We start from the raw sequence: 26,339 nt of genomic DNA on the forward strand, positions 1-26,339 counted from the left end.
GGGGGCCGGGCGGGCGGTGGCGGGGCCGCCGCCCGCCCCGGCTTTGGTGCGCCCCGCCCCCCCCCCCCCCCCGGGGGGGCCCGGGGGGGGGGCGGGGGGCCCCCCCCCCCCCCCCCACGGCGCCGTCCTGCCTAACCGGCCGGCGCGTAGCCCGCCGGGCGGCTCGTGAAGGTGCCACGGCCCTGGGTGCGGCCGCGCAGACGGGACGCGTAGCCGAAGAGCTCGGCCAGCGGGACCGTCGCCGTCAGGACCGCCGTACCGCCGCGTGTGGTCGAGTCGGTGACCCGGCCGCGCCGGGCCGACAGGTCGCCCAGGACCGTGCCGACCGCGGTGTCCGGGACGGTCACGGTGACCTCGGCGACCGGTTCGAGCAGCGCCATCTCACTCGTACGGAGCGCCTCGCGCAGGGCGAAGCGGCCGGCGGCACGGAAGGCGAGCTCGGAGGAGTCCTTCACATGGGTCGCCCCGTCGGTGAGCGTGACCCGGACGCCGGTGACCGGGTGGCCGCCGAGCGGGCCCTCGACGAGCGCGTCACGGCAGCCCGCCTCGACCGCGCGGACGAACTCCTGCGGGACCCGGCCGCCCGTGACGGCCGAGCGGAACACGAACTCCCCGTCCTCCAGCGGCTCGACGTCGACGACGACATGGGCGAACTGGCCCGCTCCCCCGTCCTGTTTGACGTGCCGGTAGACCAGTCCGGTCACGCCCCTGACGACGGTCTCCCGGTACGCGACGCGCGGCCGGCCCACGGTGACCTCGATGCCCTGGGCGCGGCGCAGCTTCTCCACCGCCACCTCCAGGTGCAGCTCGCCGAGCCCGGACAGCACGGTCTGACCCGACTCTGGGTCGGTGCGCACGCCCAGCGACGGGTCCTCCTCGGTGAGGCGGGCGAGCGCCGCGGCGAGGCGTTCGGTGTCGGGGCCGCGCCCGGCCTCGACGGCCACGGAGACGACCGGGTCGGCGACGACGGGCGGTTCGAGCAGGACGGGCGCGCCCGGATCGCAGAGCGTGGCGCCGGTGCGGGCCGACTTCGGTCCGACGACGGCGACGATGTCGCCGGCCACGGCCTGGTCGGCCTCGGTCGCGCGGTCCGCCTGGACGCGCAGGATCCGGGCGATGCGTTCGGTGCGGCCCGTGGTGGTGTCGAGCACGGTGTCCCCCTTCCGGATCGTGCCCGCGTAGACGCGGAGGTAGGTCATACGGCCGGTCGGCGTCGCGGCCACCTTGAAGGCGAGCGCGGTGAACGGCGCCTCCGGGTCGGCGGGGTGTGCCCCACCGACCGGCGGCATGTCCGTGGGCGCGGGCAGGTACGCGACGACGGCGTCGAGCAGCGGCTCGATCCCGCGGTTGCGGTACGCCGAGCCGCACAGCACGACGACGGCCTCGCCGGACAGGGTGAGGTCCCGCAGCGCCGCGACCAGGGTCCGCTCCGTGAGCGTGCCGTGCTCGCAGTACTCCTCCAGGGCGGCGCCGTGCAGTTCGGCGACCTTCTCGGCGAGTGCCCGCCGTCTGCGGTCGGCCTCGTCCCGCAGTTCCTCGGGCACCGGGCCCTCGGTGTACGTGCCGGCGCCGGCGGGCCACTCGTGGGCCCGCATGCGGACGAGGTCGACGACACCGGTGAAGGCGTCCTCGCGGCCGATCGGGAGCTGGACCGCCAGCGGTACGGTGCCGAGCCGGGTGCGCAGCGAGTCGAGGGCGCCGTCGAGGTCGGCACCCGCGCGGTCGAGCTTGTTGACGAATGCGATGCGCGGCACACCGTGCCGGTCGGCCTGGCGCCACACCGACTCGCTCTGCGGCTCGACGCCCGCCACACCGTCGAAGACGGCGACGGCACCGTCGAGGACGCGCAGCGCGCGCTCGACCTCGTCGGAGAAGTCGACGTGCCCGGGGGTGTCGATGAGGTTCAGGCGATGCCCGTGCCAGTCGCAACTGACGGCGGCGGCGAAGATGGTGATGCCGCGGTCGCGCTCCTGCGGGTCGAAGTCGGTGACGGTGGTGCCGTCGTGGACCTCACCGCGCTTGTGGGTGGCACCGGTGAGATAGAGGAACCGCTCGGTGAGCGTCGTCTTGCCGGCATCGACGTGGGCCAGGATGCCGAGGTTGCGGACGGCGGTGCGAGCGAGGTGGCGGGTACGCATGATGATGGTCTTTCGCGTGCGAAGCGGTCGCTGGGCAGCGCGATTCCCGTGACGGTGGCACGCGTGGGAAACCGAAAGCGGGCGTGCGTGTGTCTTCGTCCCGGGTCAGCGGTGCCGGCCGCGCAGCGGGCACCGGAGGGACGAAGAGGCCAGGATCACGTCGTACCGGGCACGGGAGACGACGGGTGTGCACGCGGTGGTGTCGGCACGCATGGTCGGCTCCCTTCGTGGCTCTGCGGTCGTGGACGTGCGGGGCCTGCCGGCCCGCTTCGGGGAGTGTAGGAAGAAGCGGGCCGGGAGGAACAACGGTTTTCCGACGGGCCGTTCAGCCCTTCGGGCCGTAGTACGCGTCGATCGGCACGCGGGCCTCCTCGAACAGCGCCGGGCCCTCCTGCGGGACGCTCGGCCAGGCGCCCGACTCGGGGTTCAGCGCGCCCAGTTGGTCCGTCGCGAGGGCGAAGACGACGCGGCCGATGCCGGAGCGGACGATGCCGCCCGTGCACATGCCGCAGGGCTGGCAGCTGGTGTAGAGGGTGGTGGTGGCGGCTGTGGCCGCGTCGAGTTCGCTCGCCGCCCAGCGGGCGAGCTTGAGTTCCGGGTGGGCGGTGATGTCGTCGTCGCGGCGGACCGTGTTGTGGGCCTCGGCGAGGACGGTGCCGTCGGCCCGGGCGAGCAGGGAGCCGTACGGCGCGTCGCCGAGGGTGACGGCGCGGGTGGCGATGGCGAGGGCTCGGCGCAGGAGCCGCTCGTCGGCGGGCGTGATCACGGTGCGGTCCTCCGGTGGGCGGCGAGGGTGGTGAGGGCCTGCCATGCGGTGTGCGGGCGGCGGGTCTCCTCGGGGTCTCCGTGGTAGGGGTCGAGCACGACGGTCTCGGCGCCGAGCAGACGGAGCTGTTCGAGGTCGTCGAGGACCTGTTCGAGGGTGCCGACGCCGGCGAGCCGGTCCGGAGCGTCGACGGGTGCGGCGGTCAGCCGCAGCGCGATGCGGGGCGCGAAGCCGGGCAGTCGGTGGCCGTGCACGACCGAGCGCATCCAGGGCAGGGTGCCGCGCAGCGGGTGCCAGGCGTCGCCGAACGCGACGGCGCGCCGGACGCCGGCCTCGCTGTTGCCGCCGACCCACAGGGGTACGGAGCCGGTGCCGGCCTCGCGCAGCGCGGCCAGGTGCTCGTCGGTGATCCTCCCGCGCCGGGAGAACGGCACACCGAGCGCGGCGAACTCCTGCCGGGCCCATCCGACGCCGACCCCGAGCACGAACCGGCCGCCGCTGAGCGCGTTCAGGTTGGCCGTCATGCGGGCGACCAGGAGGGGGTGCCGGTAGGGCAGGACGAGCACGGTGGTGCCGAGGCGCAGCCGGGCGGTGACACCCGCCAGCCAGGAGAGCGTAGTGAACGGCTCGTAGAACGGCTCGGGGTAACGCTCGGCCACGTCCGGGGTGACGGCCACGTGGTCGGAGAGCATGAGCATGTCGAAGCCGAGCTCCTCCACCACCCGAGCCCATTCACGCAGCACTCCGGGATCGGTGCCGGGGCCGAAGTTCGGTACGTTGACGCCTAGTTGCATGGTCGGAGACTATCCAGGCGATCATGGATCGCTGAAGCGGAAACTCCCCGTGCTGCGGGCGTTCTTCCATGGAATTCCCGGTAAGGTCACGCCGTGACCGCGAATCTCGATGACGTCGACTGGGCGATCATCGCCCAGTTGCAGCAGGAAGCGCGCCTCTCGCTCAGCGAGTTGGGGCGGCGCGTGAGCCTCAGCCCCTCCGCCACCACGGAGCGGGTGCGCCAGTTGGAGGCCCTGGGCGTCATCACCGGCTACCACGCGGCGGTCGACCTGTCCAAGGTCGGCTATCCCGTGCTCGCCGTCGTGCGGCTGAAGTACCCGGGCAACCGCCACCAGCCCCTGCGCAGACTGCTCGCCGAGCGGCGGGAGATCCTGGAGTGTCTGCGGACCACCGGCGACGACTGCTACACGCTCAAGGTGGCAGCGACCTCCATGGGGCACCTGGAGACGCTGATGGACGAGCTCGCCGGTTTCGGGTCGACGACCACCAGCGTCGTCTACAGCCAGACGCTGCCGTTCCGGGGGCCCGACCGGCCGTGACCGACCGGCGGGCGGCCCGAGATGCCGAGCCTCCTGCGAGGGCGAACAATTGGGTGAGGAGACACGGGCCGTGGGAGCCGTACGGCTTCCGGGGCGTCGTCTTCGCTCGGGGACTCCCCAACCGGAACGTGGCACGTCATGAGCGCACAGGCCCCCGCCACGGGCGGGATCGCACCGCGTAAGAGTGTCCTCTACCGGCTCGGGCACTGGTGCGCCCGACGGTTCGTCCTCGTCATCGTGCTCTGGCTGGCCGCCGTGGCGGGGCTGCAGATCGCCGACCGTGCGGTGGGCGGGCAGTACTCCGACAACTTCTCGCTGCCCGGCGTGCAGTCGGCCGACGGGCTCGCCGTCCTCAAGGCGCACGACCCCGCCGCCGGCGGATACGGCGCACAGATCGTACTCAACGACCCCGCACAGCCGCTGACCAAGGAGGCGTCCGCCGTGAACGCGGCGGTCGCCTCCCTGCAGAAGCTGCCCGACGTGCTCAGCGCCCAGAACCCGCTGCCGCCACCGGGCACTCCCCCGCCGACCACCCCGTCGTCCGTGCCCGACACGGGGCCGCTGTCCACGGACGGGAAGACCGCGTACATCACGGTGCGCTTCAGCGTGCCGCCCTCCACCCTCGGCGTGGACTATCTCAACGGCGTCGACACGGCCGTCAAGCCGCTGCGCGACGCCGGCGTCACCGTGGAGTACGGCGGACCGCTCGGCGAACTGGCCAGGCCCGCGCCCGACGACCGCACCAGCGAGGCCATCGGGTTCGCCGTCGCCGTCGTCGTCCTCCTGATCGGCTTCGGCAGCGTGATCGCGGCCGTCCTGCCGCTGGTCACCGCCCTCATCGGAGCGATCTGCGGGCTCGCGCTGCTCGGCCTGATGGCGGCGGCGTTCACCTTCGGCACGGTCTCCCCGACCCTCGCCACGATGATCGGCCTGGGCGTCGGCATCGACTACGCGCTCTTCCTCATCACCCGGCACCGCCAGAACGTCATGGACGGCCACGATCCCGCCGACTCGGCCGGACTCGCCACGACCACCAGCGGCCGGGCCGTCCTCGTCTCCGGCTGCACCGTGATCATCGCGCTGTCCGGACTCTGGGTCTCCGGCGTCACCTTCATCGGCAAACTGGGCCTCGCGGCCGCCTTCACCGTGGTCACCGCCGTCCTCGCGGCGCTGACCCTGGTCCCGGCCATGCTGGGACTCGTCGGGCGGCACATCGACCGCTACCACGTCCGCACACCGGTCGCCGAGGCCGACGCCGAACCGGGCGCCGCCGCGCACGGCACCTGGCACCGCTACGCCCAGCGCGTGGAACGGCGCCCCTGGGCCTTCCTGACCTGCGGCGTCGTGACGCTGGTCATCCTGGCCATCCCCCTGTTCTTCATCCAGCTCGGGCATATCGGCGACGGAGCCGACCCCAAGTCCTTCACCGACCGACGCGCCTACGACCTGATCTCCACCGCCTTCGGACCCGGCGCCAACGGTCCGCTGACCCTCGTCGTGGACCAGACGGCCGTGCCCCAGGCCGACCGGGCCGCGCTGGCCACCAAGCTCCAGCAGTCGCTCGCGAACGTCCCCGACGCCGCCTCCATCACCCCGCTGCAGGCCACGCCGGACGGCGACCTGCTCATCGGCACCGCCTACTCGGTGGCCGCCCCGCAGGACGAGCGCACCACCCGGCTCACCGACCACCTCGTCGACGACGTCCTGCCGGGGGCCGTCGCCGGCACCGAGGCGCAGACCTACGTCACGGGCACCACCGCCGCCCAGGTCGACTTCCTCGACATCGTCTCCAGCCGCCTGCCGCTGATCATCGCGGTGGTCGTGGGCCTGGCCTTCCTGGTCATCCTGACGGTGTTCCGCGGCCTGCTCGTCGCCGTGAAGGCCGCCGTGCTCAACGTGCTGTCGATCGCCGCCTCGTACGGTGTCGTCGTCGCCGTCTTCCAATGGGGCTGGGGCGGGCCGGCGCTCGGCGTCTCCGGCAAGGTCCCCGTCGAGAGCTATGTGCCGATGATGATGTTCGCGATCGTCTTCGGCCTGAGCATGGACTACGAGATCTTCCTGCTGTCCCGCGTGCGCGAGGCCTGGCTGCGCACCGGCGACCCCAAGGCCAGCGTCGCGCACGCGCTGGAGATCACCGCCCGGGTGATCACCTGCGCCGCGCTGATCATGGTCAGCGTGTTCGCGGCCTTCATCGTCTCCGACAACATCGTGGTCAAGATGCTCGGCCTCGGCCTCGCGGCGAGCGTCCTCATCGACGCCACGGTGGTGCGGCTGCTCCTGGTCCCCGCGGTGATGACCCTGCTCGGCGCCCGCGCCTGGTGGACACCCCGCTGGCTGGACCGGATCCTGCCGCACCTCGACACGGAGGGCGAGGCCGCGCTGGAGCGCGACGCGAAGACGCCCGTCCGGCCAAGCTGAGCGGCCCGGCCGGACGGGTGCGCGGGGAAGGGGGCGGTCGCGTCCCCGTGGGCGCCCTGCCGGCCGGCGGACGGCCTGTGACAGGCTGGCCCCGTGACCACGCATCAGACCCCCGACCGCCCCCACCGTCTCGTCCTCGGCTGCATGGGCCTCGGCGGCAGCTGGGACCCCAGCCCGTACACGGCCGCCGACATCGACGCCGCCGAGGCGACGGTCGAAGCCGCCCTGGAGAGCGGCATCACCGCCTTCGACCACGCCGACATCTACCGGCAGGGCAAGGCGGAGGCCGTCTTCGGCGAGGTCCTGGCCCGCGCGCCTGGCCTGCGCGAGCGGATCACCCTGCAGTCGAAGTGCGGCATCCGGCTCGCCGAGGGCGGCCGCCCCGGGATGTACGACCTGCGCGGCGACACCATCGTGCGGAAGGTCGAGGAGAGCCTCACCCGGCTCCGCACCGACACCCTCGACGTGCTCCTGCTGCACCGGCCCGACCCGCTCGCCGACCCCGCGGAGGTCGCCGCGGCCCTGGAATCCCTCCACCGGCAGGGCCTGGTGCGCCGGTTCGGCGTCTCCAACATGAACGCGCCCCAGATCGCCCGGATCCAGGACCACCTGAGCCTCCCGCTCACCGCCAACCAACTGGAGATGAGCCTGCTGCGCCGGGACTGGCTGGAGGACGGGGTGCTCGTCAACACGCCCGCCTCGGCGGCGAACGGCTTCCCCGCGGGCACGGTCGAGCACTGCCTCGCCCACAAGATCACGCTCCAGGCCTGGGGCCCGCTGGCCCAGGGCCGGTACACCGGCCGCCAGGAGACCCCCGAGGAGCGTGCGACCGCCGCCCTCGTCGCCGAGCTCGCCAAGGCCAAGGACACCACGCCGGAGAGCATCGTCCTGTGGTGGCTCCAGCGGCACCCGGCCCGTGTGGTCCCGGTGGTCGGCACCACCAACCCGGCGCGGGTGCGCGCCTGCCGGGACGCGGCGGTCGGCGAGCCCCTCCTGAACCACGAGGAGTGGTACGCGCTGTGGGTGACGGCACGCGGGGCGGCACTGCCGTAGCAGGACTCCCCGCTCGTGAACCGCCGACTCCCTCCGAAGGCAGACCAGATGACCGAGCACGCCCCGCACCCCGACGCCGCCTCCTTCCGGCTCCTGCCGGGCGCGCCGGACTCCCCCGTCCTCCTGCACGTACCGCACTCCTCCCGCGTGATCCCCGCGGACGTGCGCGCCGGGATCACCCTCGGCGACGAGGAGTTGGCGCGCGAGCTGGACCACATCACCGACGCGTACACGCAGGACATCGCCGCCGAGGCCGCGGCGCGGGCCCGCACGACCCCCTGGCGGTTCGTCAACCGGCTCTCCCGTCTGGTCGTCGACCCCGAGCGCTTCCCCGACGAACGCGAGGAGATGCTGTCCGTCGGGATGGGCGCGGTGTACACCCGCACCACCCACCGCACCGAGCTGCGGCCGGCCGGCTTCGACCCCGAGCCGCTCGTCGAGCGCTACTTCGCCCCGTACGCCCGGGCCATGACCGACGCGGTCGCCGAACGGCTCGCGACGGCCGGTCGCGTGGTGATCGTCGACGTCCACTCGTACCCGACCGAGGCCCTGCCGTACGAACTCCACGGCCAGGGCCCGCGCCCGCCGGTCTGCCTCGGCACCGACCCCTTCCACACCCCGCCCGCGCTGCTCACCGCGGCGCGCGAGGCCTTCGCCGGACTCGGCGAGGTCGGCACGGACAGCCCCTTCGCGGGGACCTACGTGCCCCTGGCCCACTACCGCCGCGATCCACGCGTCGCCGCCCTGATGGTGGAGATCCGCCGCGACGGCTACATGACCGAGCCCGGCGGCCCGGCGGGCCCGGGCGTCCAGGCCCTCGGCGCCGCCCTGGCGGAACTGCTGGACGCCGTCGCCGCGTGAGGGCCGACGAGGCCCCAGGAGCCCGGCACCGCACCGTCCCAAGGCTCCGGCCGGGAGGGAAGCGTAAAATGGGGCGGGTGAGCGCACGCAGGTACGAGCTGGTGTTCTCCCGCGGAGTGGGCTCGGTCCAGGACCTCGTGGTCGTCGAGCGCACCGACGCGAAGGGGCCCGGCGGGCATCCCGTGTACGCCGATCCGACCGGGATCATCCGCGCCGAGATCAGCGACCGTGACGAGGTGCGCGTCCTCGCCTCGGGCGGGCATCAGGAAGCCCCCCAGGGGGTCGTGGCCAGGCCGCTGCCCGAGTCCTGAGCGCCGCCCGTCCCCCCGGTCAGCCCCTCACGGAGCCGGCCCGCGGTGTGGGACGTGAGCGTCCGTACGGTCACCCAGGAACCGTCCGGGAAGGCGATGTCGACCTGACGGCGGCGACGGCGCAGGCGCGGGGTGGGACGCACTCCGGCATGGTCGAAACGCACGCCCTGCTCCTCCGTCTGCCAGGGCGCGCGCAGCGTGAGCCCGCCGCCCCCGACGAGCACGAGCCGGACGTCCACGTCGTCCGCGCGGATCGCGTCACGCACCCAGTGCGGCTCGTGGGCCGCGAGCAGGAAGCGCCCGGCCTGGCTGCCCCAGCCGCCGCGCACCCCTGGTCCCGCCACGATCCGGGCCAGCAGCCGGAACGCCTTCTGCAGCGGCTCGAACAGCGCTCCCAGGGCCTCCACCGGGTCCTCGCCCAGGCCGAAGAGGAAGCGGAAGAGGAACAAGCCGCCGAGCGAGCGCAGACGCGTCCGCCGCGGGTGCCGCGAGAGCCGGCGCACCGGAGGCCTGCGCCCGTACGGCGCCGTCTCGACGTGGAACTCCATCCCCGTGGCTCCCCTCCCCGGCCCACCACCGGCTCCCCCCGGCCGTGGCGATCCTACGACGCCCGGCGCCGCCCCTCGGAAGGACCGCCGCCCGGGGGGCGCGCGTGGGGCGGGAGTCGCCTAAGCTGCCCGGATGACCAGCACCGACCCTTCCGAGCAGTCCGCGCCGCGCTACGTACGCGTCACCATCGAGCTCGTCGCCGAGATCACCGACGAGGACGCGCTCAAGGCCGCCGCCCTCACCCAGGTCCAGGACGACGAGTACCTGGAGGAGGACGAGCGCGCCCAGGCCATCGAGGCCATCGCCGTGGACCCCTCGGGCTCCCTCGCCCACTTCATCGACCCGGTCGCCCTCCTCGGCGCCGTCCCGGGTGTCGAGCTCGCCTCGGCCACCTGGGAGTCGGCACACACCGAGTTCGACCCCGACGACGAGACCTGGGAGGAGCACTCCCTGGACTGATCGGCTCGCCGCGGGAGATCCTGTAACGGAACGTCGCGCGAGGGGACAGCATGAAGCCGTTGCAGTCGAGTGATCCGGAGTCCGTCGGCAGCGGCAGATACCGGCTGGTCGGGCGGCTCGGCCAGGGCGGCATGGGCGTGGTCTACCTCGGCCGGTCCCAGTCCGGCCGGGCCGTCGCGGTCAAGGTCGTACGCCCCGAGCTGAGCACCGACCCCGAGTTCCTGCGCCGGTTCGCCCGGGAGGTGCAGGCGGCGCGGCAGGTCGGCGGCTTCCACACCGCGCCGGTCGTCGACGCCGACCCCCACGGCGACCCCGCCTGGCTCGTGACCGCCTACGTGCCGGGGCCGACCCTGCGGGCCGTGCTCGACCGGGTGGGGGCGCTGCCCGAGGACAGCCTCACCGTCCTGGCCGCGGGGCTCGCCGAGGCCCTGGAGGCGATCCACCGGGCCGGCGTGGTCCACCGCGACCTCAAGCCCGCCAACATCATCGTCGCCGAGGACGGCCCCCGCGTCATCGACTTCGGCATCGCGCGGGCCCTCGACGGCACGGCCGCCCTGACCCAGACGGGCTTCCAGGTCGGCACGCCCGGCTATCTCGCGCCCGAGCAGCTCACGGGCGGCGCCATCACCCCGGCCGTGGACATGTTCGCGCTCGGGGTGGTGCTCGCCCAGGCCGCGGGCGGCTCCCCGTTCGGCGACGGCCCGTCGGCGGGCTGGCTGTACCGGGTGGTGCACGAGGAGCCCGACCTGAGTGCCGTCCCGCCGTCGCTGCGGGAGGCCGTCGGGGCCTGTATGGCCAAGGACCCGGCACACCGGCCCACCCCCACCGCCTTCCTGGAGGGGCTGACGGTCCTGCACCGGGCGGACGGCGGCTGGCTGCCGGACGAGGCGACCCGGCTGCTCGCGCGGAAGGACACCGGGCAGGACCCCACATCACGGGACCCCGGGCAGGACCGTCCCGCGCCGGATCCCCGGCTGGAAGGGCGCCCCACGGATCGTCCCTCAGACCGCCCCACGGATGACCCCCCGGAGCACCCGGCGACGCTCGCCGTGCGGGACGGGGGCGGCGAGCAGCCGACCCGGCCCGTAACGGAGACCGAACCGCTGCCGGATCCGCGTCCCGAACCGGTTCCGCAGCCGGGGCCACGGCCAGGGGCGGAGCCTGAGCCAGTGCCGTTGCCGGATCCGCTTCCGCGGCCGCAGCCGGAGCCGCGGCAGCAGCGGGAGACGGACCGGCGCGAGCGCCGGAAGCCGTCCCGGCGGGTCGTCGTCGGCACGGCACTGCTCGCGTGCGCGGCCGTCACCGCCGGTGTGCTCATCTGGCAGCCGTGGTCCGGTGCCCCCGGCAACGGCGGTAAGCCGCAGGGGAGCGCCTCCGCCCCCGGCCCCGCGCCGTTCCCGACCGCTCCGCTGCTCGTACGGGAGGACACCGCGCCCGGCTGGCCCCGCACCTGCCACGGCGTGATCGCGGTCCGCCCTGCGGCGACGGACACGCCCCGGCGGCTGCTGCCCGGCGGGAGCTGCGACGTCCTGCCGCAGTGGGCTCCGGACCGGAAGTCGTTCGCCTTCACCCGGGTGACGCCCGAGGGCTCGGCCGTGTGGACGGCGCAGGCGGACGGTTCCGGCGAGCGGCGGATCGCCGAGATCTCCGGAGGCCGGGTCTCCTGGTCCCCCGACGGCACCCGGCTCGCCGTCCTGCGCAAGAAGGACGGCGTGCAGCAGCTGTTCGCGGTCGACGTCGCCGACGGCACCGTCACCCAACTCACCGACGGCACCAGGCGGGTGGAGGATCCGGCGTGGTCCCCTGACGGCACCCGGATCGCCGTCTCCCTGGAGACCACCGCGCCCGGCGACTGGCAGATCCACGTGGTGGACCCGGCCGCCCCCGAGCGTGCCCCGCGCCAGGTGACGCGCCTGCCGCACCCGGCACTGGACGCCGTGTGGTCGCCGGACGGGCGCACCTTCGCGTACACGGCGGGGACGTACAAGGGCAGCACCAAGGGGGACATCCGCCTGGTCGGCACCGACGGGACCGGGGACCGTCCGCTCGTGGCGACCGCCGCCCATGAGATGGACCCCGCCTGGTCGGCGGACGGGCAGTGGCTCGCCTTCGTCCGCGGCCCCTACGAGACGCCGGCCGTCTGGGCCGTACGCGCGGACGGCACGGGCGAGCGCAAGCTCACGACCGGCAGCGCGCCCGAGGGGCATCCCGCCTGGCGCTGAGCCCGCAACGGGGCGCTTTCCCAAGGGAGTCGGCGCGCTCTCATCCGGCTCGGAACCTTGACAGGGAGGCGGGGCGCTCACATTCTGAGAGCGCTCTCACGCGCGGATTCCCCCCACCCGGTCCCCCCTCAAGGAGCCGCCCCGTGCCCTCTCCCCGGTCCCTCCACGCCCGCCCGTCCCGCAGGCTCGCCCTCGCCCTGCTCTCCCCCCTGGCCGTGGTCGCCGCTCTGGTCGCCCCCTCCCCCACCGTCCATGCGGCCCCCGCCACCGCCACCGCATCCGTCCCCGCCACCATCCCGCTCACCGTCAAGAACGACTCCCGCCGCACCGAGCCCGTCTACCTCTACAACCTCGGCACCGAGCTCTCCACCGGACGTCAGGGCTGGGCCGACGCCGCCGGGGTGTTCCACCCGTGGCCGGCCGGCGGCTCCGTCCCCGTGCCGGCGCCCGACGCGGCCATCCCGGGGCCGGCCGCGGGGCAGTCGCTCACCATCCGGATGCCGAAGTTCTCGGGGCGCGTGTACTTCAGTTACGGGCAGAAGCTGGTGTTCAAGGTGGCCACGGGCGGCCTGGTGCAGCCGGCCGTCCAGAACCCGAGCGACCCCAATCGGAACATCCTCTTCAACTGGTCCGAGTACACCCTGAACGACTCCGGGCTGTGGATCAACAGCACGCAGGTCGACATGTTCTCGGTGCCGTACGCCGTCGGCGTGAAGCGCCCCGACGGCAGCGTCGCCAGCACGGGCCGGCTCAGGGCCGGCGGCTACCGCGGCTTCTTCGACGCGTTGCGCGGGCAGCCGGGCGGCTGGGCGGGGCTGATCCAGACGCGCGGCGACGGCACGGTGCTGCGCGCGCTCGCACCGGGTCACGGCATCGAGGCGGGCGCGCTGCCGCGGGACGTGATGGCCGGCTACATCGACCGCGTCTGGGCCAAGTACGCCGGCGAGACGCTGACCGTGACCCCGTTCGCGGACCGGCCCTCGCTCACGTACTACGGCAGGGTGTCGGGAGACACCATGAACTTCACCGACGGCTCGGGCACGGTCGTCACCTCGTTCCGCAAGCCCGACTCCGACAGCGTCTTCGGCTGCTACAAGCTGCTCGACGCCCCCAACGACCAGGTCCGCGGCCCGATCTCCCGCACCCTGTGCGCGGGTTACAACCGCTCGACGCTGCTCGCCAACCCGCACCAGCCGGACACGTCGGCGGCGGGCTTCTACCAGGACTCGGTCACCAACCACTACTCCCGGAAGATCCACGCCCAGATGGCCGACGGCAAGGCGTACGGCTTCGCCTTCGACGACGTCGGCGCACACGAGTCCCTGGTGCACGACGGCAACCCGCAGCAGGCGTACCTCACCCTCGACCCGCTGGACTGAGTGGCGAGCGCTCTCCCGGGAGCCGGAACGCCCTGCCCCCGCCGTGGTGTCCACGGCGGGGGCAGGGCGCGTGCGGCGGTCGCGCGAGGGCGACGGCCCGGAAGACGACGGCCTAGAAGGTGAGGTTCCAGGCGTCGATGCGGCCGGTGTCCTGGGAGGCGATGTCCTGGACGCGCAGCTTCCAGGTGCCGTTGGCCACCTCGGCGGACGCGTTGACCGTGTACGTCTTGAGGACGTCGTCGGCGCTGTCGCTGTTGGCGAAGTCCTCCAGCGGGTACACCGTGCCGTCGGGGGCCACGAGCGAGAGCACGAGGTCACCGCGGTAGGTGTGCTTGATGTCGACGCCGACCTTCAGGGTCGCCGGGGCGTTGCCCGTGACGCCGGAGACGGTGATCGGGCTCTCGACGGTGGCGTTGTCCGCGATGGCGACGTCGTTGAGGTTCTCGAAGTACGTGCCGGTCGGCGGCGTGGTGGTGCCGCTCACCGCCTTGAGCGCGTCGACCGCGCCTTCGCCGAAGAAGCCGTTCTTGGCCGTGGTGCCCTGGCAGCGGGTGTCCGAGGGGCAGGCCCGGTCGTTCGCCTGGGCGGCGAGCGCGGTGCGGATGTCCGCCGGGGTGTACGTCGGGTGGGCGCTCGCGATGAGGGCGGCGACACCGGTGACGTGCGGGGACGCCATCGACGTACCGCTCATGTTGCCGTACTTGCCGCCGGGCAGCGTCGAGTACACCTGGGTGGTGCCGTCGCCGCCCGGTGCGGCGACGTCGATGACGCCGTTGCCGAAGTTGGAGTACGAGGCCTTGGCGCCGCCGCTGGCCTGCGCGGCGACCGTCACGACGCCCGGCAGCTCGGTCGGGATGTCGATGCAGGCGTTGGTGATGGTGCGGGTGACCGGGGTCGAGTCGTTGGGGCTCTCGGAGTCGGTCGTCTTGTTCGCCAGGTCGTAGTTGGAGTTGCCGGCCGCGGCGACCTGGAGCGAGCCCTTGCCCTCGGCGTACGCCTGGGCCCTGCGGACGCCCTCGATGATGGCGGCCTGGTCCACGTTGTCGGGGCAGTTGAACTGCCACGGGTCGGTGTAGTAGCTGTTGTTGGTGACCTTGAAGCCGTGGTCACCGGCCCAGACGAAGCCGCAGATGGTGTTCTCGGCGAAGAACAGGCTGCTGGTGGGCTCCGCGATGCGGACGGCGGAGATCTTCACGCCCGGCGCGACGCCGATGACGCCCTTGCCGTTCTTGGCGGCGGCGATCGTACCGGCGACGTGGGTGCCGTGGCTGCCGACGTCACGCCAGGCGCCGGCGCGGGTGTCCGCCTTGCCGTAGGCGCAGGAGACGGAGTCGGCGGCGTTGAAGTTGGGCGCGATGTCCTGGTGCTGGTCGTCGACGCCGGTGTCCAGCACACCGACCTTCACCGTGGCGGAACCGGTGTTGACCGCCCAGGCCTGGTCGGCCTTGATCTGGGTCATGTCCCAGCGGTTGGACTCGGTCAGCGTCGTGGTGGCCTGCGTGGGGTTCGCGGGCAGAGCGGGCGCGTAGGCGTCCGCGGGGACGTCGGAGGTGCGGGTCGCGCCGACCTGCTGCACTCCGCTGACGCCGCGCATGGTGGCGGCGAAGCCGCTGCTGGTGGAGTGGGCGACGATGACGCCGATCGCGTCATAGACGGCGAAGACGGTGCCGCCGTTGGCGGTCACGGCCGTCTGCGCGGAGGCGGTGGCGCCGGGCGCCGTGATGACCAGATAGGCACGGGTGCCGGCGGCCCAGGCGCCGGCGGCCCGCGCGCCGGTCGCGGCCTGCGTGCCGGTCGCGGTGCGGGCGCTCGTCGACGCGGCGGGGGCCGAGGGGCCGGTCGGAACGGCCTGGGCGGGCGCTGCCGCCTGGGCGGGGGCGGCGAGGGCGACGGCGGCGCTGACGACGGCAGCGGCCGCGATCGTGAGTCTCAGCCTGCTGGATATGTGGGAAAACAAAGCGTCCTCCGATGGCCCGGAGACGCTGGTGGCGCCGACCGGGCCCTGTGATGTGTGGGGTGGACGCAAGATCCCAGCCGAGCGGTACCGGAGGGAAGGATTCTGCCCGACAAGGCCCTTTTCGTTACACGTTGTTGATCTGAGTTGATCTCAAGTGACGGCATTCCGGCGCCATTCGGCCGCTGTTGGCGCAGAATGCTCCCTCATGAAGCTCCCCGCATCCCTGCACGTGCTCAATGAGGGCCTCGCGTTCCTCTTGGAGCTCGCCGCCCTCGCCCTGCTGGCCTGGTGGGGGTGGCAGAGCACGCCGACCACCGTCCCGCGCCTGCTGCTCGCCGTGGCGGCACCGACGGCGGCGGCCGTGCTGTGGGGCCTGTTCGCCGCGCCCAAGGCGCGGATCCGGCTGCCGCTTTCCGGGATCCTCGCCGTGAAGGCCCTGGTCTTCGGCGCGGCGACAGGAGCCCTGTACGCCCTCGGCCGGCCGGGTGGGGCCCTTGCCTTCGGCCTCGTGGCCGTGGCGAACACGGCCCTGGCGACACTGGACCGGCGCGCGGCGACGCACCGGGCGCGGACGGGCGAGGACGGCTGAGGAGGGCGGGCCGTTCCGCTACGACGCTCCGGGCTCCGCCCGGTCGGCCTGCGTCGGTCCGGCGTCCGCCCAGCCGGGTGTCCAGACCCCGTCGCGAGGGCGGGCGGCCGCGGGGCCGGTGGTGAGGTGGGCCCGGAGGGCGGTCAGCGCGGGGTGGGCGTTGTCGGCGTGCCACAGGAGGGAGTGCGGGTAGACCGGCACCGGGTCGTGGACGGGGATGAGGCGCAGGTCGTGGGCGGCCGGCCAGACCAGCCGGGTGTGGGTGCCGACCAGGCTCGCGAGGGCCGGGGAGTCGGCGATCACGTCCAGCAGGCCCTCGATGCCGAAGTCGGGTCCGGTCGCCTCGATCGTGAGCCCGAAGGCCTCGGCGAGGTCGTCGTAGTAGGCGGCCCACTCGGTGCCCGGGACGATGCCGGGGATCCAGACGCGGTGCCGCGCCAGCTCCCGGAGGGCGACCGAGCGGGCGCCGGCCAGGGCGTGCGCGGGCCCGGTCAGCAGCTGGTGGGGCTCGTCGAAGACCCGGACGCTGCGGATGCCCTCCGGGAGCGGGCGCCCGGGGGCGGGGACGGCGCGGAAGGTCGCGTCGATGGCGCCGGACAGCACCGCGTCGACGGCCGTCTCCGCGTCGAAGAGGTGCACGACGTCGAGCGCGGTGTCGGGATGCGCGCGGTGGAAGTCCCGGAGCAGCGCGGCGGGGGCCAGCCGGGAGCCGATCACGTCGACGCGCAGGGCGCGGCTTCCGGGCCGTACGGAGGCGGCGGCGCGCTCCTCGGCGCGCAGGAGCTCACGGGCGTGCGGCAGGAAGGCCGTGCCGTCGATGGTGGGCGCGGCGCCGCGCGGCGTGCGGGTGAGCAGCCGTACCCCGAGGTCCTTCTCCAGCGCGGCGATGCGCTTGGAGACGGCCTGCTGGGTGATCGACAGGTCTGCGGCGGCCTGGTGGAAGCGGCCGGCTTCCACGACGGCGACGAAGGTGCGCACGGCGTCGAGGTCCATGCGGAGGATCTTAGGGACACAACCTATGGTTGTGGGCTCGACCGCGAAGGTTGTTTGACCAGGGAGCCCCGCGCTCGTTTGGATACGCCGGGTCAAGGGTCGGTTGTGGCGGTTCGGGATCGGGTGGTGGCGGGTGCTGGGGCGGCGGTTCGGATGGCTGTGGGCGGCCTACGCGGTGAGCGCGTTCGGCTCGCGGCTCGCCTTCAACGCCTTCGGGCTGGTGGCGATCGGTGTCCTGGGTGCCGGCCCCACGCAGGTGGCGCTGCTCGCCGCGGCCGGTGCCGCGGTGGGTGCGGCGGTCGCGGTGCCGCTCGGGCCCTGGGTGGAGTTCCGGCGCAAGCGGCCGGTGATGCTGGCGATGGACCTCGTCCGCTGCGTGGTGCTGCTGAGCATCCCCGCCGCGTACGCCCTCGGCGTGCTCGGCTTCGCCCAGCTGCTCGTGGCCGCGGTCGTCGTCGCGGCGGCCGACATCACCTTCGGTGCGGCCTCGGGGGCGTATCTGAAGACCCTCGTCGAGCCGGCTGACCTGCTCGCCGCGAACAGCCGGCTGGAAGCGACGGCCTGGACGACGACGCTGCTCGGGCCGCCGCTCGGCGGGGTCCTGCTGGGCGTGCTGGGTCCGGTGGCGACCGTGGTGGCGGACGCGGTGAGCTATCTGCTGTCGGCCGTGGGCATCCGGGCGATCGGGGGCACGGAGAAGCACCCCGCACGCGGCGACCCGACTCCCCCTCCCGCTCGCCGGACCGCCGCCGAGCCCGCCCCGCGAAGGGGATCACGGCGCTCACGGACCGCGGAGCGGGCGGAAGGGTGGCGGCACATCCTGGGCGACCCCGTCCTGCGCCCCCTGCTGCTCAACACGGTCCTGGTGAACGGCTTGATCATGGCCACCGAACCGCTGCTCGCCGTCCTGCTGCTCGGTCCGCTCGGCTTCAGCCCCTGGGAGTACGGGCTCGCCTTCGCGCTGCCCTGCCTGGGCGGCCTCCTGGGCTCACGCGCGGCCCGCCCGCTCGCGGCACGGTTCGGACGGGACCGGGTGATGCGCGTGTCCGGGGTGCTGCGCGCCTGCTGGCCGGTGGGACTCGTCTTCGTGGGGCCGGGGAGCGCCGGCCTCCTGCTGGTCATGGGCGTCGAGTTCGGGCTGATCTTCTGTGTCGGCGTGTTCAACCCGCTGTTCGCGACCTGCCGTCTGGAGCGGACCCCGGCGGACCGGACGGCGCGCACCCTGGCCGCCTGGTCGGTGACGGGCAAGGCCGGCACGGCGACCCTGACCGCCCTGTGGGGCCTGCTCGCCGCCGCAACCGGCCCCCGCACCGCGATCGCCGCGGCCGGCGCCCTGCTGCTGGCGACCCCGCTGCTCCTGCCCCGACGCACGCCGGCACCCCTGCCGGCGTGACGCGGCCTCAGCTGCCGCCGGTCAGCTGTTCGCGCATCCAAGCGGGATCGGGGTTGGTGTGGGGCCGCCCGGCGACGAGGACGGTCGGCACGGTCTCGTTGCCGTCGTTGACCGCCCGCACCTCGGCGGCGCCCTCGGCGTCGCGCCAGATGTTCACCCAGTACGCCTTCCCGGCGTGGCGCCCCAGCCGCAGGCGCAGCCGCATGCAGTACGTGCAGCCCGGACGCCAGTAGACGACGGGCCGCCCGTCGACGGCACTGCGACGCCGCGCCTCCCGCGCACCGACCGACCTCGGGAAGACCAGGGGCGAGTTCACCCCGGCGAGCGCGAGGAAGGGCAGCAGAAGCACCCCGCCGACGACCGGGTTCCCGTTCGAGACCTGTCCGCTCGCGACGGCCATGCCGCAGAGCACGAGCAGCAACGGCAAGATCCATACGCGTGTCATGGTGCCGCAGAGTACCGCCCGACCGGTGCGCAGCCGTCCCGGACTCCGAGGCGCGCTCACCCCAGCACGAACGGCAACCGCCCGAGGAACTCCGCCCCGAGAGCGGCCGCCTCCGCCTGGCTCGGCGCACGGCGGCCGGTCCCGACGCGCAGCGCGTCCACGTCGGAGAAGGAGGTCGGAAACGCCGTCCCGACGATCCGCTCCAGGGCCCTCCGGGCGGCCGCGAGCGTCTCGGCGGGCGGCGGTGCCCCCGCGGGCAGGTGGGCGACGAGGTCGAGATGGTGCAGGGTCCACTCGAGCACGTACGCGGTCAGGTAGTCCCCGACACTCAGCACCTCGTCGCGGGTGCCCACGAGCCCGGCGGGATCCGCGAGTCCCGCGGCCCGCCCGGCAGCGGAGCCCACGTCGTCCAGGTGGAAGCGGAGCAGCGCGGGATCACCGTACGCCGCGGCCAGCCGCGGGATCAGCGCGTCCAGCGGGTCGTCACCGGTCGGCGGCTCGACCAGCTTCCAGTAGCTGGACGCGTCCACGGTCGGCGCGGTCCCGGCAGGCGTGGCCAGGGTGATCAGCACGTCCTGCGCGTCGATCACGAGATGGCACACCAGATCCCGCACAAGCCAGCCCGCACAGCCGGAGGGCCGCGCGAAGTCCTCGTCCGGTGTCTCGGCCACCGCCGCCAGCAGCGCCGCCCAGGAACGCGAGAAGAGATCCACGTCGGCACGGTACGGCCGAGGGGCGGGGCGGACAAGCAGGCACGGGTCGGGCCTCCCCCCAGGGGGCGATGACGCGCCACGGGGTCGAGGGGGACTGCCGCGGGCTGCCGGGCGCCGCCGGGGAAAAGGCGTGGCCGCCGGGGAGCGGTGATGCGAAACTCGGTCCGCACGTGATCCACATACGCGTCCCGGAGGTCCGCATGGACGTCGCCTCGCTGCTGCCGTTGACCACGGCCCGCTTGTCGCTCCGTCTGTTCACACCCGGCGACGCCGACGAGCTGTACGCCTACCAGAGCCTGCCGAGCGTGGCGCGCTACCTGTACCGGCCGGCGCACACCCGGGAGCGCAGCGAGCAGGTCGCCGCCGAGCGCGCGGCGCAGACGACCTGGCGGGCCGACGGGGACAAGCTGTCACTCGCCGTCTGCCGACGCGATGAACCCGGCGTCCTCGGCGAGGTGAGCCTCGCCCTGGCAGATGCCCGCGCCGCCCAGGCCGAGATCGGCTGGACCCTCGACCCCCGTCACCAGGGTCACGGCTATGCGACCGAGGCTGCCTGGGCGCTGGCCGGTTTCGCCTTCGAGACGCTGGGCGTACACCGGCTCTACGCACGGCTGGACGCGGAGAACGCCGGGTCCGTGGGGGTCTGTGAGCGCCTCGGGATGCGCCGGGAGGCGCACCTGGTCGAGAACGACCTCGACGGGGACCGTTGGGGCAGCGAGTACATCTACGCGGCGCTGGCCGCGGATCTCGGCCTCCGGTCGGGCAGGTGAGTCCGGCGGCGCGCGGCAGTCGGCCGCCCGCCTCGACGGGGACGCCGCACGAAGCGCGCCCTTGCCGACCGGGCGGCCGACTTCCCTAGGCGTCCGACGACTCCAGCTCCCGCAGCGCCTTCAGGGCCGCCTCGACCGAGTTCTCCGTGGCCGGGAGGAGGGGCAGGCGTACGTGGGGGGTGGGGATGCGGCCCTGGGCGTGCAGGACGCCCTTGAGGACCGTGGGGTTGGGTTCGGCGAAGAGGAGGGTGGAGAGGCGGGCGAGCCGGTGGCCCAGGGCCCGGGCCCGGGCCGTGGCGCCCGTGTGCCAGGCGGTGGCGAGTTCCGCGAAGCGGGCGGTGGCCAGGTGGGCGGAGGCGAGGATGCCGCCGGTCGCGCCGAGGGCGAGGAGGGGCGAGGCGAAGACGTCGTCGCCCGCGAGGACGGCGAAGTCCGGGGGGAGGTCGCCGAGCAGGGTGACGGCGTCCTGGTCGACGGCGCCGGTCGCGTACTTGACGCCGACGACGCCCGGCAGGCGCCCGATCTCGCGGAGGGTGGCGGCGTCGAGCGTGCGGCCGGTGCGGTACGGGATGTGGTAGACGACCAGCGGTACGGGACTGTCCTCGGCGAGTCGCGCGAAGTGGGCCACCACCCCGGTCGGCGAGGGGCGGACGAAGGCGGGCACGGTCACCAGGGCCGCGCGGGCCTCCGGGCGGTGTCCGAGGGCGGCGAGTTCCCGGGCCACGGCCTCGGTGCCGCCACCGCCCGCACCGACGACGAGCTGGGCGTCGCGCTCACGGCAGACCCGCGCGCAGGTGTCGACGACGGCGCGGCGCTCGTCGGCGTCGAGGGCGCCCGCCTCCCCGGTCGTGCCGAGGGCGACGAGTCCGGTGGCGCCGTCGTCGAGGACGGCGCGGGCGAGGCCCTCCAGGGCGTCGAGGTCGGGGCGGCCGTCGGGCGCGAAGGGCGTGACGAGGGGGACGTGGATGCCGTACGGGGTGAAGTCCTGTGCCATGCGTCAAGGGTCGCCGCGGCCCATACCTCAGGTCCAGTTCGCATTTCCGATGCAAAGCGTAAGGTGAGCTGATGCTCGATGTGCGTCGTCTGCGCCTGCTGCGCGAACTGGCCCTGCGCGGCACCATCGCCGCCGTCGCCGAGGCCCTGGCCTTCACCCCTTCGGCGGTGTCGCAACAGCTCGCCACCCTGGAGCGCGAGGCGGGGGTGGCGCTGCTCGAACGGACCGGCCGGCGGGTGCGCCTGACACCGGCCGGTGAGAAGCTGGTCCGCCATGCGGAGGCGGTCCTGGAACGGCTCGAACTCGCCTCCGCCGAACTCGCCGAGGCCCGCGGAGGCCCGGCCGGGCCGCTCCGTATCGGCGCGTTCCCCACCGCGACCCGCACGCTCGTCCCGACGGCGCTCGCCCTGCTCGCCTCCCGGCATCCCGCGCTCGAACCGATGGTCTCGGAGGTGGACCCGGCGGCCGTGGCGCACGCCCTGCGCGCCGGGGACCTCGACGTGGCGCTCGTCCACGGCTACGACCTGGTGCCCGCCGCGCTCGAACCGGGCCTCGCGGAGGAGCCGTTGTGCGAGGAGGCGATGTTCCTCGCCACTCCCGCGCCGGGAGAGGAGGCCGGTCCCGCGACCGGGTCCGATGCCTCTCACGGGCTCGCCGTGCTCGCGCGCTGGCGGGACGCGCCCTGGATCGTGTCCGCCCCGGACACCCTCTGTCGCGTGGTGACCGAACGGGTCTGCCGGGCCGCCGGGTTCACGCCACGCGTGCGGCACCAGGTGGACGAGTTCGGCACCGTGCTGGCCTTCGTGGCGGCCGGCCAGGGGGTCGCCGTCGTCCCCCAGCTGGGGGCGCTCGCGCTCCCGCCGGGCGTGCGGCTGACCGTCCTGCCCGTGCGCCGGCGCACCAGGGTCGCCTTCCGCGGCGGGGCGGGCCCGCACCCGGCGATCGCCGCCCTGACACGGGCGCTGCGCGACGCCGTTCCTGCCGCGCTGGACAGCGCACCGGCACCCACTCCGGCGCACGTCACATAAAAGTAACGCGCCGTTGTGCGCCTGGGGGTTTCCGGGGGCGCACGGCGTCGTTGGACGGGGCATGTCGATCACTTCCGATCCCCCCGCGCCCGCCGCCCCCGTCCCGCCCCGGCCCCCCGCCGTCCGAGAGCTCGCCGAGCTGCTCTTCCAGGACGGGAACGCGGACGCCGGCGGGAACGGCGAGGGCGCCGCGCACGAGCGCTGGCGCAAGCTGATCTCCACCGACGTCTTCGCACCGCGTACCGACGCCTCCCCCGAGGATCGCCGCAGGCTGTCCTACCAGCGTTTACGCGCGGTCAACGCCGAAGTCCCCGCTCCCGAGCGCCTCGCCACGGACCCGCGGGGACTCGCCGCACTGCACGAGTGGACCGCCGTCGTCGACGGGGCCACGTCCACCGTGGCGGGCATCCACTACAACCTCTTCCTCGGCAGCCTCCTCGACGACACGGTCTCGCCCGCGCGCGACCTGCGCCCCTTCCTCTCGCTCGACCGCGTCGGCACCTTCCTCTGTACGGAGCGCGACCACGGCAACGACGTCGCCGGGCTCGAGACCGTCGCCCGCTACGACCGCGAGCGCGCCGAGTTCGTCCTGCACACCCCGCACGACGGTGCGGCGAAGTACATGCCGAACACCGGGCCCGCCGGCGGCCCGAAGACCGCGGTCGTCGCGGCCCGGCTGCTGGCCGACGACCGGGACCACGGCGTCTTCCTCTTCCTCGTCCCGCTCAGCGACGAGAACGGGGCACCCCTGCCCGGCGTCACCGTGCAGGCCCTTCCGGAACGCATCGGCAGCCCGGTCGACCACTGCGTCACCTCCTTCGACCACGTGCGGCTCCCGCGCACCGCGCTGGTCCAGGGAGCGCACGGGCGGATGGACCCCGAGGGCGGGGTGGACGGGGCGGTCCGCAGCCCGCGCCGGCGGATCCTGCACTCCATCGGGCGGGTCACCATCGGCAAGCTGTGCATGAGCGCGGCCGCGCTGGGCGGCGCGCGGGGGGCCCTCACCGTCGCCGTCCGCTATGCCCACACCCGTACGATCTCCGGCCCCGTCCTCGGCGAACGCATCACCCTCGCCGCCCACCGGACCCACCAGACCCGCCTGTTGCAGGGCGTGGCCACCACGTACGCCATGACCTTCCTGCACCGCGCGGTCATGGAGCGGTGGGTGACGCACGAGCCGGACGAGCGGGCCGAGGTCGAGCGACTGGTCGCCGTCGCCAAGGGGTGGATCACCTGGCAGACCCGCGGGATCGCGCTGGAGGCCCGGGAACGCTGCGGCGCCCGTGGCCTGTTCCCCGTGAACGGCCTCGCCGAGTACCCCGCGAACACGGACGGGGCGATCACCGCCGAGGGCGACAACCTGGCCGTCTGGTGCAAGGCCGGCTCCGAGATGCTCTTCGGCCAGGGCCTCGCCCCGGAGGCCGGGCGCGCGACCGGACACGAGCGGCTCACCGATCCGGCGTTCCTGCGCCGTCTGATCGCCGCGGACGAGCGCCGGTGGCACACGAGCGCGCGGCGGGAGCTGCGATCCGCGCCGGGCGGCGACCCGCTCGGACGCTGGAACGCCGCCTCCACGGACGCGCTGCGGATGGTCGAGGCGTACGCCGTGGGGCGCGCCGCGGAGGCGTTCGCCGACGCGAGCGCCGGCTTGCGGCACGCACCCACCCGCACGGCGCTGCGCGACCTGTGCGCGCTGTTCCTGCTGGAGCGGATCGAACCGCGCGCGGGACTGCTGCTCGCCGAGGGGGCGCTCACGCCCGGGCAGGTCCAGGCGCTGCCGGGCACGGTGCGGGAGTTGACCGCCCGACTGGGCTCCTGGCTGACGGAGTTGACGGAAGCCTTCCTCGTACCGGAGGAGTACCTGTCCTCGCTGCCGATGCTGCGCGAGTCCTGACACGGAGGGACTCCGGGCCCGCACTTCCGACACGGGCCCGGATAGGGTCACCCGGTGGATGAGCGGAAGAAGTTCGACACGGCGGTGCCCGTGTGGCAGGAGTGGCAGGAGGCTCCCTGGGGACGGCTGCGGTACGCCGTCGCCGAGGCCGACCTCGGGCGCCACATCGAGGACCGGCGGCCCCTGCGGGTGCTCGATCTCGGGGGCGGCGACGGCGGTGACGCGGTGCGCCTCGCCGCACGCGGCCACCGGGTCACCGTCGTCGACTACGCGCCGGGCATGCTCGCGACCGCGGCGCGGCGGGCCGACGAGGCGGGGGTGGGCGACCGCGTCACCTGCGTCGAGGCCGATGTCGCCGCGCTGCCGGGGGACTTGGCGGACGGCGGCTTCGACCTGGTCCTCTGCCACGGCGTACTGCCGTACACCCCCGACACGGAGGGAACCCTCGGTGTGGCGCTGGGAGCCCTGCGGGCGGGCGGTCTGGTGTCGGTGATCGCGATGAACCGGCATTCCGAGCCGTTGCGGGCGGCGGTCCGCACGATGGACCCGGAGGCCGTGCTCGCCGCGCTCGACGCCGACGGCGTGCACAGCGAGATGTTCGCCTCCGAGCTCAGGCTGCACACCGCCGAGGAGGTCGGCGGCGTGCTCCGCGCGCTGGGCTGCGGGGAGGTGCACCACTACGGGATCCGGGTGTTCTGCGACTACATCCCCGACGACGCGCCGAAGTACGACCCCGACTACTACGCGCGCCTGGAGCGCCTGGAGATCGAGACGGCCGGGCGCGACCCGTACCGGCACACGGCACGGCTGCTGCATCTGATCGGCCGCAAGGGCGGCTGAGCCGGGGCGGGGAAGGCCGCGCTCCCCCGCGAGCCGCGCCCGGGGTGGCGGCGTACCGTGGGAAGTACCTCTCGGATCGGTCCTGCTCTCTGTCGCTGTCGGGCGCGCACACGCAGAGGGGAAGTCCCATGACCACGCTTGCGGGATACCGAAGCAACAGGATCGTCGAGTTGATGCGGGAGCCCGCCCAGGACCGCGGCCCCGACTGGTTGCAGGACTCCCTCCAGCAGGCCGTCCTGCTGGAACTGGCCACGCTTCCGCCGTACTTGTGCGCGCTGTGGTCGATCAGGGACGAGGGCGGGGAGGTCGCCGAGGCGATCGACCGGGTCGTCTTCGACGAGATGTCCCACCTCGGTCTCGCGGGCAACCTGCTCACCACCATCGGCGGCACCCCGCGGCTGGCGCACGCGAGCACGGCCCCGGCGTATCCCGGGCCGTTGCCCGGCGGCGTACGGCCGGGGGTCGTGGTCTCGCTCAGCGGGCTGTCGAAGCGATCCGCCGAGCTGTTCTCGCAGATCGAGGAGCCGGACGAGCCCCTCGCCAGGGACGTCTCGCCGGGCACCTCCATCGGAGCCTTCTACACGGCGATCCTCGACGCGCTGCGCGTGCACGCGGACGTGATCTCGGGGCAGCGGCAGCTCGTCCGCACGATGGCGGCGCACGGGGCGGGCAACGACGTCGTGGCGATCACCTCGCTGTCCGCCGCCGAGAAGGCGATCGGCGTGATCAAGGAGCAGGGCGAGGGGACGGCGGCGTCGCCGGCGAATCCGCACCCGGGGGCTCCCGGCGAGCTCGCCCACTTCTACGTCTTCCGGGAGATCTACCGCGGCCGGAAGCTGGTCCAGGTCTCCCAGGATCCGCCGCGGTGGGACTTCGCCGGTGACGAGGTCCCGATGCCGGACGCCCGGCCCATGGCGCCGGTGCCGCCGGGCGGCTGGGGCGCCTCGGGTGCGGTGGTGCCCGACAGCGACGCCCAGGAGCGGCTCGACGCCGTCAACCACGGGTACGGGCGCCTGCTCCGGCACCTGGAGGACGCCTGGAAGGCGGACGACCCCGTCGCGGCGCGGCAGCTGCTCGGCAAGGCCGTCGTCGACATGTTCGGGCTCAAGGAGCCGTCCCAGTGGCTCATGGACCACCCGTTGCCCGACGGCAGCGGCCGCACGTACGGACCCGAGTTCCGGTTCGTGGAGGCCGAGGAGCCGTAGCGGCGGCAGCGGGGCGTGCCGTGCCGGC

General features: G+C 73.9%; 24 protein-coding genes. 15 read left to right on the top strand and 9 right to left on the bottom strand.

Translation table 11 applies throughout. The features are described 5' to 3' along the window. Positions 1-131: 131 nt before the first annotated feature. The 3 genes from fusA to ACH414_RS29945 form a co-directional block, all read right to left on the bottom strand. Positions 132-2,138 (bottom strand): elongation factor G, encoded by a 2,007-nt coding sequence (fusA, locus tag ACH414_RS29935; protein ID WP_398944142.1) that lies wholly within the window; start codon positions 2,136-2,138, stop codon positions 132-134. Positions 2,139-2,463: 325 nt separating this feature from the next. Then, a complete protein-coding gene (locus ACH414_RS29940) occupies positions 2,464-2,904 on the bottom strand; it encodes a nucleoside deaminase (RefSeq protein WP_382540890.1) in 441 nt (146 codons plus the stop codon). Then, a complete protein-coding gene (locus ACH414_RS29945; protein WP_398944145.1) occupies positions 2,901-3,698 on the bottom strand; it encodes an LLM class flavin-dependent oxidoreductase in 798 nt (265 codons plus the stop codon). Before ACH414_RS29945 ends, ACH414_RS29940 begins: the two co-directional genes overlap by 4 nt. A gap of 93 nt (positions 3,699-3,791) precedes the next feature. Between ACH414_RS29945 and ACH414_RS29950 the strand changes: the two genes are divergently transcribed. From ACH414_RS29950 to ACH414_RS29970, 5 genes are all read left to right on the top strand, one after another. Next, positions 3,792-4,238: an Lrp/AsnC family transcriptional regulator gene (locus ACH414_RS29950; protein WP_382540895.1), complete on the top strand. Its 447-nt coding sequence runs from the start codon at positions 3,792-3,794 to the stop codon at positions 4,236-4,238. A gap of 138 nt (positions 4,239-4,376) precedes the next feature. Continuing rightward, positions 4,377-6,656, top strand: coding sequence for an MMPL family transporter (locus ACH414_RS29955; RefSeq protein WP_398944147.1), 2,280 nt, complete (start codon positions 4,377-4,379; stop codon positions 6,654-6,656). 93 nt (positions 6,657-6,749) lie between these two features. Further along, positions 6,750-7,709 (top strand): aldo/keto reductase family oxidoreductase, encoded by a 960-nt coding sequence (locus ACH414_RS29960; protein ID WP_386569819.1) that lies wholly within the window; start codon positions 6,750-6,752, stop codon positions 7,707-7,709. 48 nt (positions 7,710-7,757) lie between these two features. Continuing rightward, positions 7,758-8,570, top strand: coding sequence for an N-formylglutamate amidohydrolase (locus ACH414_RS29965; protein WP_382540901.1), 813 nt, complete (start codon positions 7,758-7,760; stop codon positions 8,568-8,570). A 68-nt stretch (positions 8,571-8,638) separates the two neighbouring features. After that, a complete protein-coding gene (locus ACH414_RS29970; RefSeq protein ID WP_382540903.1) occupies positions 8,639-8,881 on the top strand; it encodes a DUF6296 family protein in 243 nt (80 codons plus the stop codon). Here the strand turns inward: ACH414_RS29970 and ACH414_RS29975 are convergent. Next, on the bottom strand, positions 8,833-9,429 hold the full coding sequence (locus ACH414_RS29975; protein ID WP_398944149.1) for a hypothetical protein: 597 nt from the start codon (positions 9,427-9,429) through the stop codon (positions 8,833-8,835). The genes ACH414_RS29970 and ACH414_RS29975 overlap by 49 nt on opposite strands. A gap of 133 nt (positions 9,430-9,562) precedes the next feature. Between ACH414_RS29975 and ACH414_RS29980 the strand changes: the two genes are divergently transcribed. The 3 genes from ACH414_RS29980 (at position 9,563) to ACH414_RS29990 (ending at position 13,490) form a co-directional block, all read left to right on the top strand. Continuing rightward, the gene (locus ACH414_RS29980; RefSeq protein ID WP_382540908.1) at positions 9,563-9,889 is read left to right on the top strand and encodes a hypothetical protein; all 327 of its coding nucleotides are present in this window, start codon (positions 9,563-9,565) and stop codon (positions 9,887-9,889) included. Between the two features lie 50 nt (positions 9,890-9,939). Further along, positions 9,940-12,111: a protein kinase gene (locus ACH414_RS29985; RefSeq protein WP_398944151.1), complete on the top strand. Its 2,172-nt coding sequence runs from the start codon at positions 9,940-9,942 to the stop codon at positions 12,109-12,111. Between the two features lie 143 nt (positions 12,112-12,254). After that, positions 12,255-13,490 (top strand): glycoside hydrolase family 64 protein, encoded by a 1,236-nt coding sequence (locus tag ACH414_RS29990; RefSeq protein WP_386569832.1) that lies wholly within the window; start codon positions 12,255-12,257, stop codon positions 13,488-13,490. Positions 13,491-13,602: 112 nt separating this feature from the next. Here ACH414_RS29990 and ACH414_RS29995 read toward each other — a convergent pair whose 3' ends face one another. After that, the gene (locus ACH414_RS29995) at positions 13,603-15,447 is read right to left on the bottom strand and encodes a S8 family serine peptidase (protein WP_398944153.1); all 1,845 of its coding nucleotides are present in this window, start codon (positions 15,445-15,447) and stop codon (positions 13,603-13,605) included. Between the two features lie 205 nt (positions 15,448-15,652). Between ACH414_RS29995 and ACH414_RS30000 the strand changes: the two genes are divergently transcribed. Continuing rightward, positions 15,653-16,036, top strand: coding sequence for a YrdB family protein (locus tag ACH414_RS30000; RefSeq protein ID WP_398944155.1), 384 nt, complete (start codon positions 15,653-15,655; stop codon positions 16,034-16,036). Positions 16,037-16,054: 18 nt separating this feature from the next. Here the strand turns inward: ACH414_RS30000 and ACH414_RS30005 are convergent, their stop codons facing one another. Further along, positions 16,055-17,029, bottom strand: a complete 975-nt coding sequence (locus tag ACH414_RS30005; protein WP_391768690.1) for a LysR family transcriptional regulator — start codon at positions 17,027-17,029, stop codon at positions 16,055-16,057. Between the two features lie 133 nt (positions 17,030-17,162). Here ACH414_RS30005 and ACH414_RS30010 point away from each other — a divergent pair, with 133 nt between their 5' ends. Then, on the top strand, positions 17,163-18,422 hold the full coding sequence (locus ACH414_RS30010; RefSeq protein ID WP_382540925.1) for an MFS transporter: 1,260 nt from the start codon (positions 17,163-17,165) through the stop codon (positions 18,420-18,422). 7 nt (positions 18,423-18,429) lie between these two features. On the opposite strand, the gene ACH414_RS30015 is transcribed toward ACH414_RS30010, so the two are convergent. Together ACH414_RS30015 and ACH414_RS30020 are read right to left on the bottom strand one after the other, a co-directional pair. Beyond that, the gene (locus ACH414_RS30015; protein WP_391768691.1) at positions 18,430-18,867 is read right to left on the bottom strand and encodes a glutaredoxin domain-containing protein; all 438 of its coding nucleotides are present in this window, start codon (positions 18,865-18,867) and stop codon (positions 18,430-18,432) included. A 56-nt stretch (positions 18,868-18,923) separates the two neighbouring features. Then, positions 18,924-19,580 (bottom strand): maleylpyruvate isomerase N-terminal domain-containing protein, encoded by a 657-nt coding sequence (locus ACH414_RS30020; RefSeq protein WP_398944158.1) that lies wholly within the window; start codon positions 19,578-19,580, stop codon positions 18,924-18,926. 200 nt (positions 19,581-19,780) lie between these two features. On the opposite strand from ACH414_RS30020, the gene ACH414_RS30025 reads away from it, so the two are divergent. Further along, entirely contained in the window at positions 19,781-20,350 is a 570-nt protein-coding gene (locus tag ACH414_RS30025) for a GNAT family N-acetyltransferase (protein ID WP_398944312.1), read from the top strand. 85 nt (positions 20,351-20,435) lie between these two features. On the opposite strand, the gene ACH414_RS30030 is transcribed toward ACH414_RS30025, so the two are convergent. Then, a complete protein-coding gene (locus tag ACH414_RS30030) occupies positions 20,436-21,344 on the bottom strand; it encodes a dihydrodipicolinate synthase family protein (RefSeq protein ID WP_382540930.1) in 909 nt (302 codons plus the stop codon). Positions 21,345-21,415: 71 nt separating this feature from the next. On the opposite strand from ACH414_RS30030, the gene ACH414_RS30035 reads away from it, so the two are divergent. From ACH414_RS30035 to ACH414_RS30050, 4 genes are all read left to right on the top strand, one after another. After that, on the top strand, positions 21,416-22,372 hold the full coding sequence (locus tag ACH414_RS30035; RefSeq protein ID WP_382540933.1) for a LysR substrate-binding domain-containing protein: 957 nt from the start codon (positions 21,416-21,418) through the stop codon (positions 22,370-22,372). Positions 22,373-22,433: 61 nt separating this feature from the next. Further along, a complete protein-coding gene (locus ACH414_RS30040) occupies positions 22,434-24,266 on the top strand; it encodes an acyl-CoA dehydrogenase (protein WP_398944159.1) in 1,833 nt (610 codons plus the stop codon). Positions 24,267-24,320: 54 nt separating this feature from the next. Continuing rightward, complete coding sequence (locus ACH414_RS30045; protein WP_398944161.1) at positions 24,321-25,106, top strand: methyltransferase domain-containing protein; 786 nt, start codon at positions 24,321-24,323, stop codon at positions 25,104-25,106. Between the two features lie 128 nt (positions 25,107-25,234). After that, the gene (locus tag ACH414_RS30050; RefSeq protein WP_398944163.1) at positions 25,235-26,311 is read left to right on the top strand and encodes a ferritin-like protein; all 1,077 of its coding nucleotides are present in this window, start codon (positions 25,235-25,237) and stop codon (positions 26,309-26,311) included. Positions 26,312-26,339 lie beyond the last annotated feature (28 nt).

The organism is Streptomyces sp. NPDC020422 (assembly GCF_044386705.1).
Taxonomy (GTDB): Bacteria; Actinomycetota; Actinomycetes; order Streptomycetales; family Streptomycetaceae; genus Streptomyces.

Bases quoted from the DNA above. Each gene is read 5' to 3' on its own strand.
- fusA (WP_398944142.1), bottom strand. From the start codon at position 2,138: ATGCGTACCCGCCACCTCGCTCGCACCGCCGTCCGCAACCTCGGCATC.
- ACH414_RS29945 (WP_398944145.1), bottom strand. From the start codon at position 3,698: ATGCAACTAGGCGTCAACGTACCGAACTTCGGCCCCGGCACCGATCCC.
- ACH414_RS29955 (WP_398944147.1), top strand. From the start codon at position 4,377: ATGAGCGCACAGGCCCCCGCCACGGGCGGGATCGCACCGCGTAAGAGT.
- ACH414_RS29965 (WP_382540901.1), top strand. From the start codon at position 7,758: ATGACCGAGCACGCCCCGCACCCCGACGCCGCCTCCTTCCGGCTCCTG.
- ACH414_RS29970 (WP_382540903.1), top strand. From the start codon at position 8,639: ATGGGGCGGGTGAGCGCACGCAGGTACGAGCTGGTGTTCTCCCGCGGA.
- ACH414_RS29975 (WP_398944149.1), bottom strand. From the start codon at position 9,429: ATGGAGTTCCACGTCGAGACGGCGCCGTACGGGCGCAGGCCTCCGGTG.
- ACH414_RS29980 (WP_382540908.1), top strand. From the start codon at position 9,563: ATGACCAGCACCGACCCTTCCGAGCAGTCCGCGCCGCGCTACGTACGC.
- ACH414_RS29985 (WP_398944151.1), top strand. From the start codon at position 9,940: ATGAAGCCGTTGCAGTCGAGTGATCCGGAGTCCGTCGGCAGCGGCAGA.
- ACH414_RS30000 (WP_398944155.1), top strand. From the start codon at position 15,653: ATGAAGCTCCCCGCATCCCTGCACGTGCTCAATGAGGGCCTCGCGTTC.
- ACH414_RS30005 (WP_391768690.1), bottom strand. From the start codon at position 17,029: ATGGACCTCGACGCCGTGCGCACCTTCGTCGCCGTCGTGGAAGCCGGC.
- ACH414_RS30015 (WP_391768691.1), bottom strand. From the start codon at position 18,867: ATGACACGCGTATGGATCTTGCCGTTGCTGCTCGTGCTCTGCGGCATG.
- ACH414_RS30025 (WP_398944312.1), top strand. From the start codon at position 19,781: ATGGACGTCGCCTCGCTGCTGCCGTTGACCACGGCCCGCTTGTCGCTC.
- ACH414_RS30030 (WP_382540930.1), bottom strand. From the start codon at position 21,344: ATGGCACAGGACTTCACCCCGTACGGCATCCACGTCCCCCTCGTCACG.
- ACH414_RS30035 (WP_382540933.1), top strand. From the start codon at position 21,416: ATGCTCGATGTGCGTCGTCTGCGCCTGCTGCGCGAACTGGCCCTGCGC.
- ACH414_RS30040 (WP_398944159.1), top strand. From the start codon at position 22,434: ATGTCGATCACTTCCGATCCCCCCGCGCCCGCCGCCCCCGTCCCGCCC.
- ACH414_RS30050 (WP_398944163.1), top strand. From the start codon at position 25,235: ATGACCACGCTTGCGGGATACCGAAGCAACAGGATCGTCGAGTTGATG.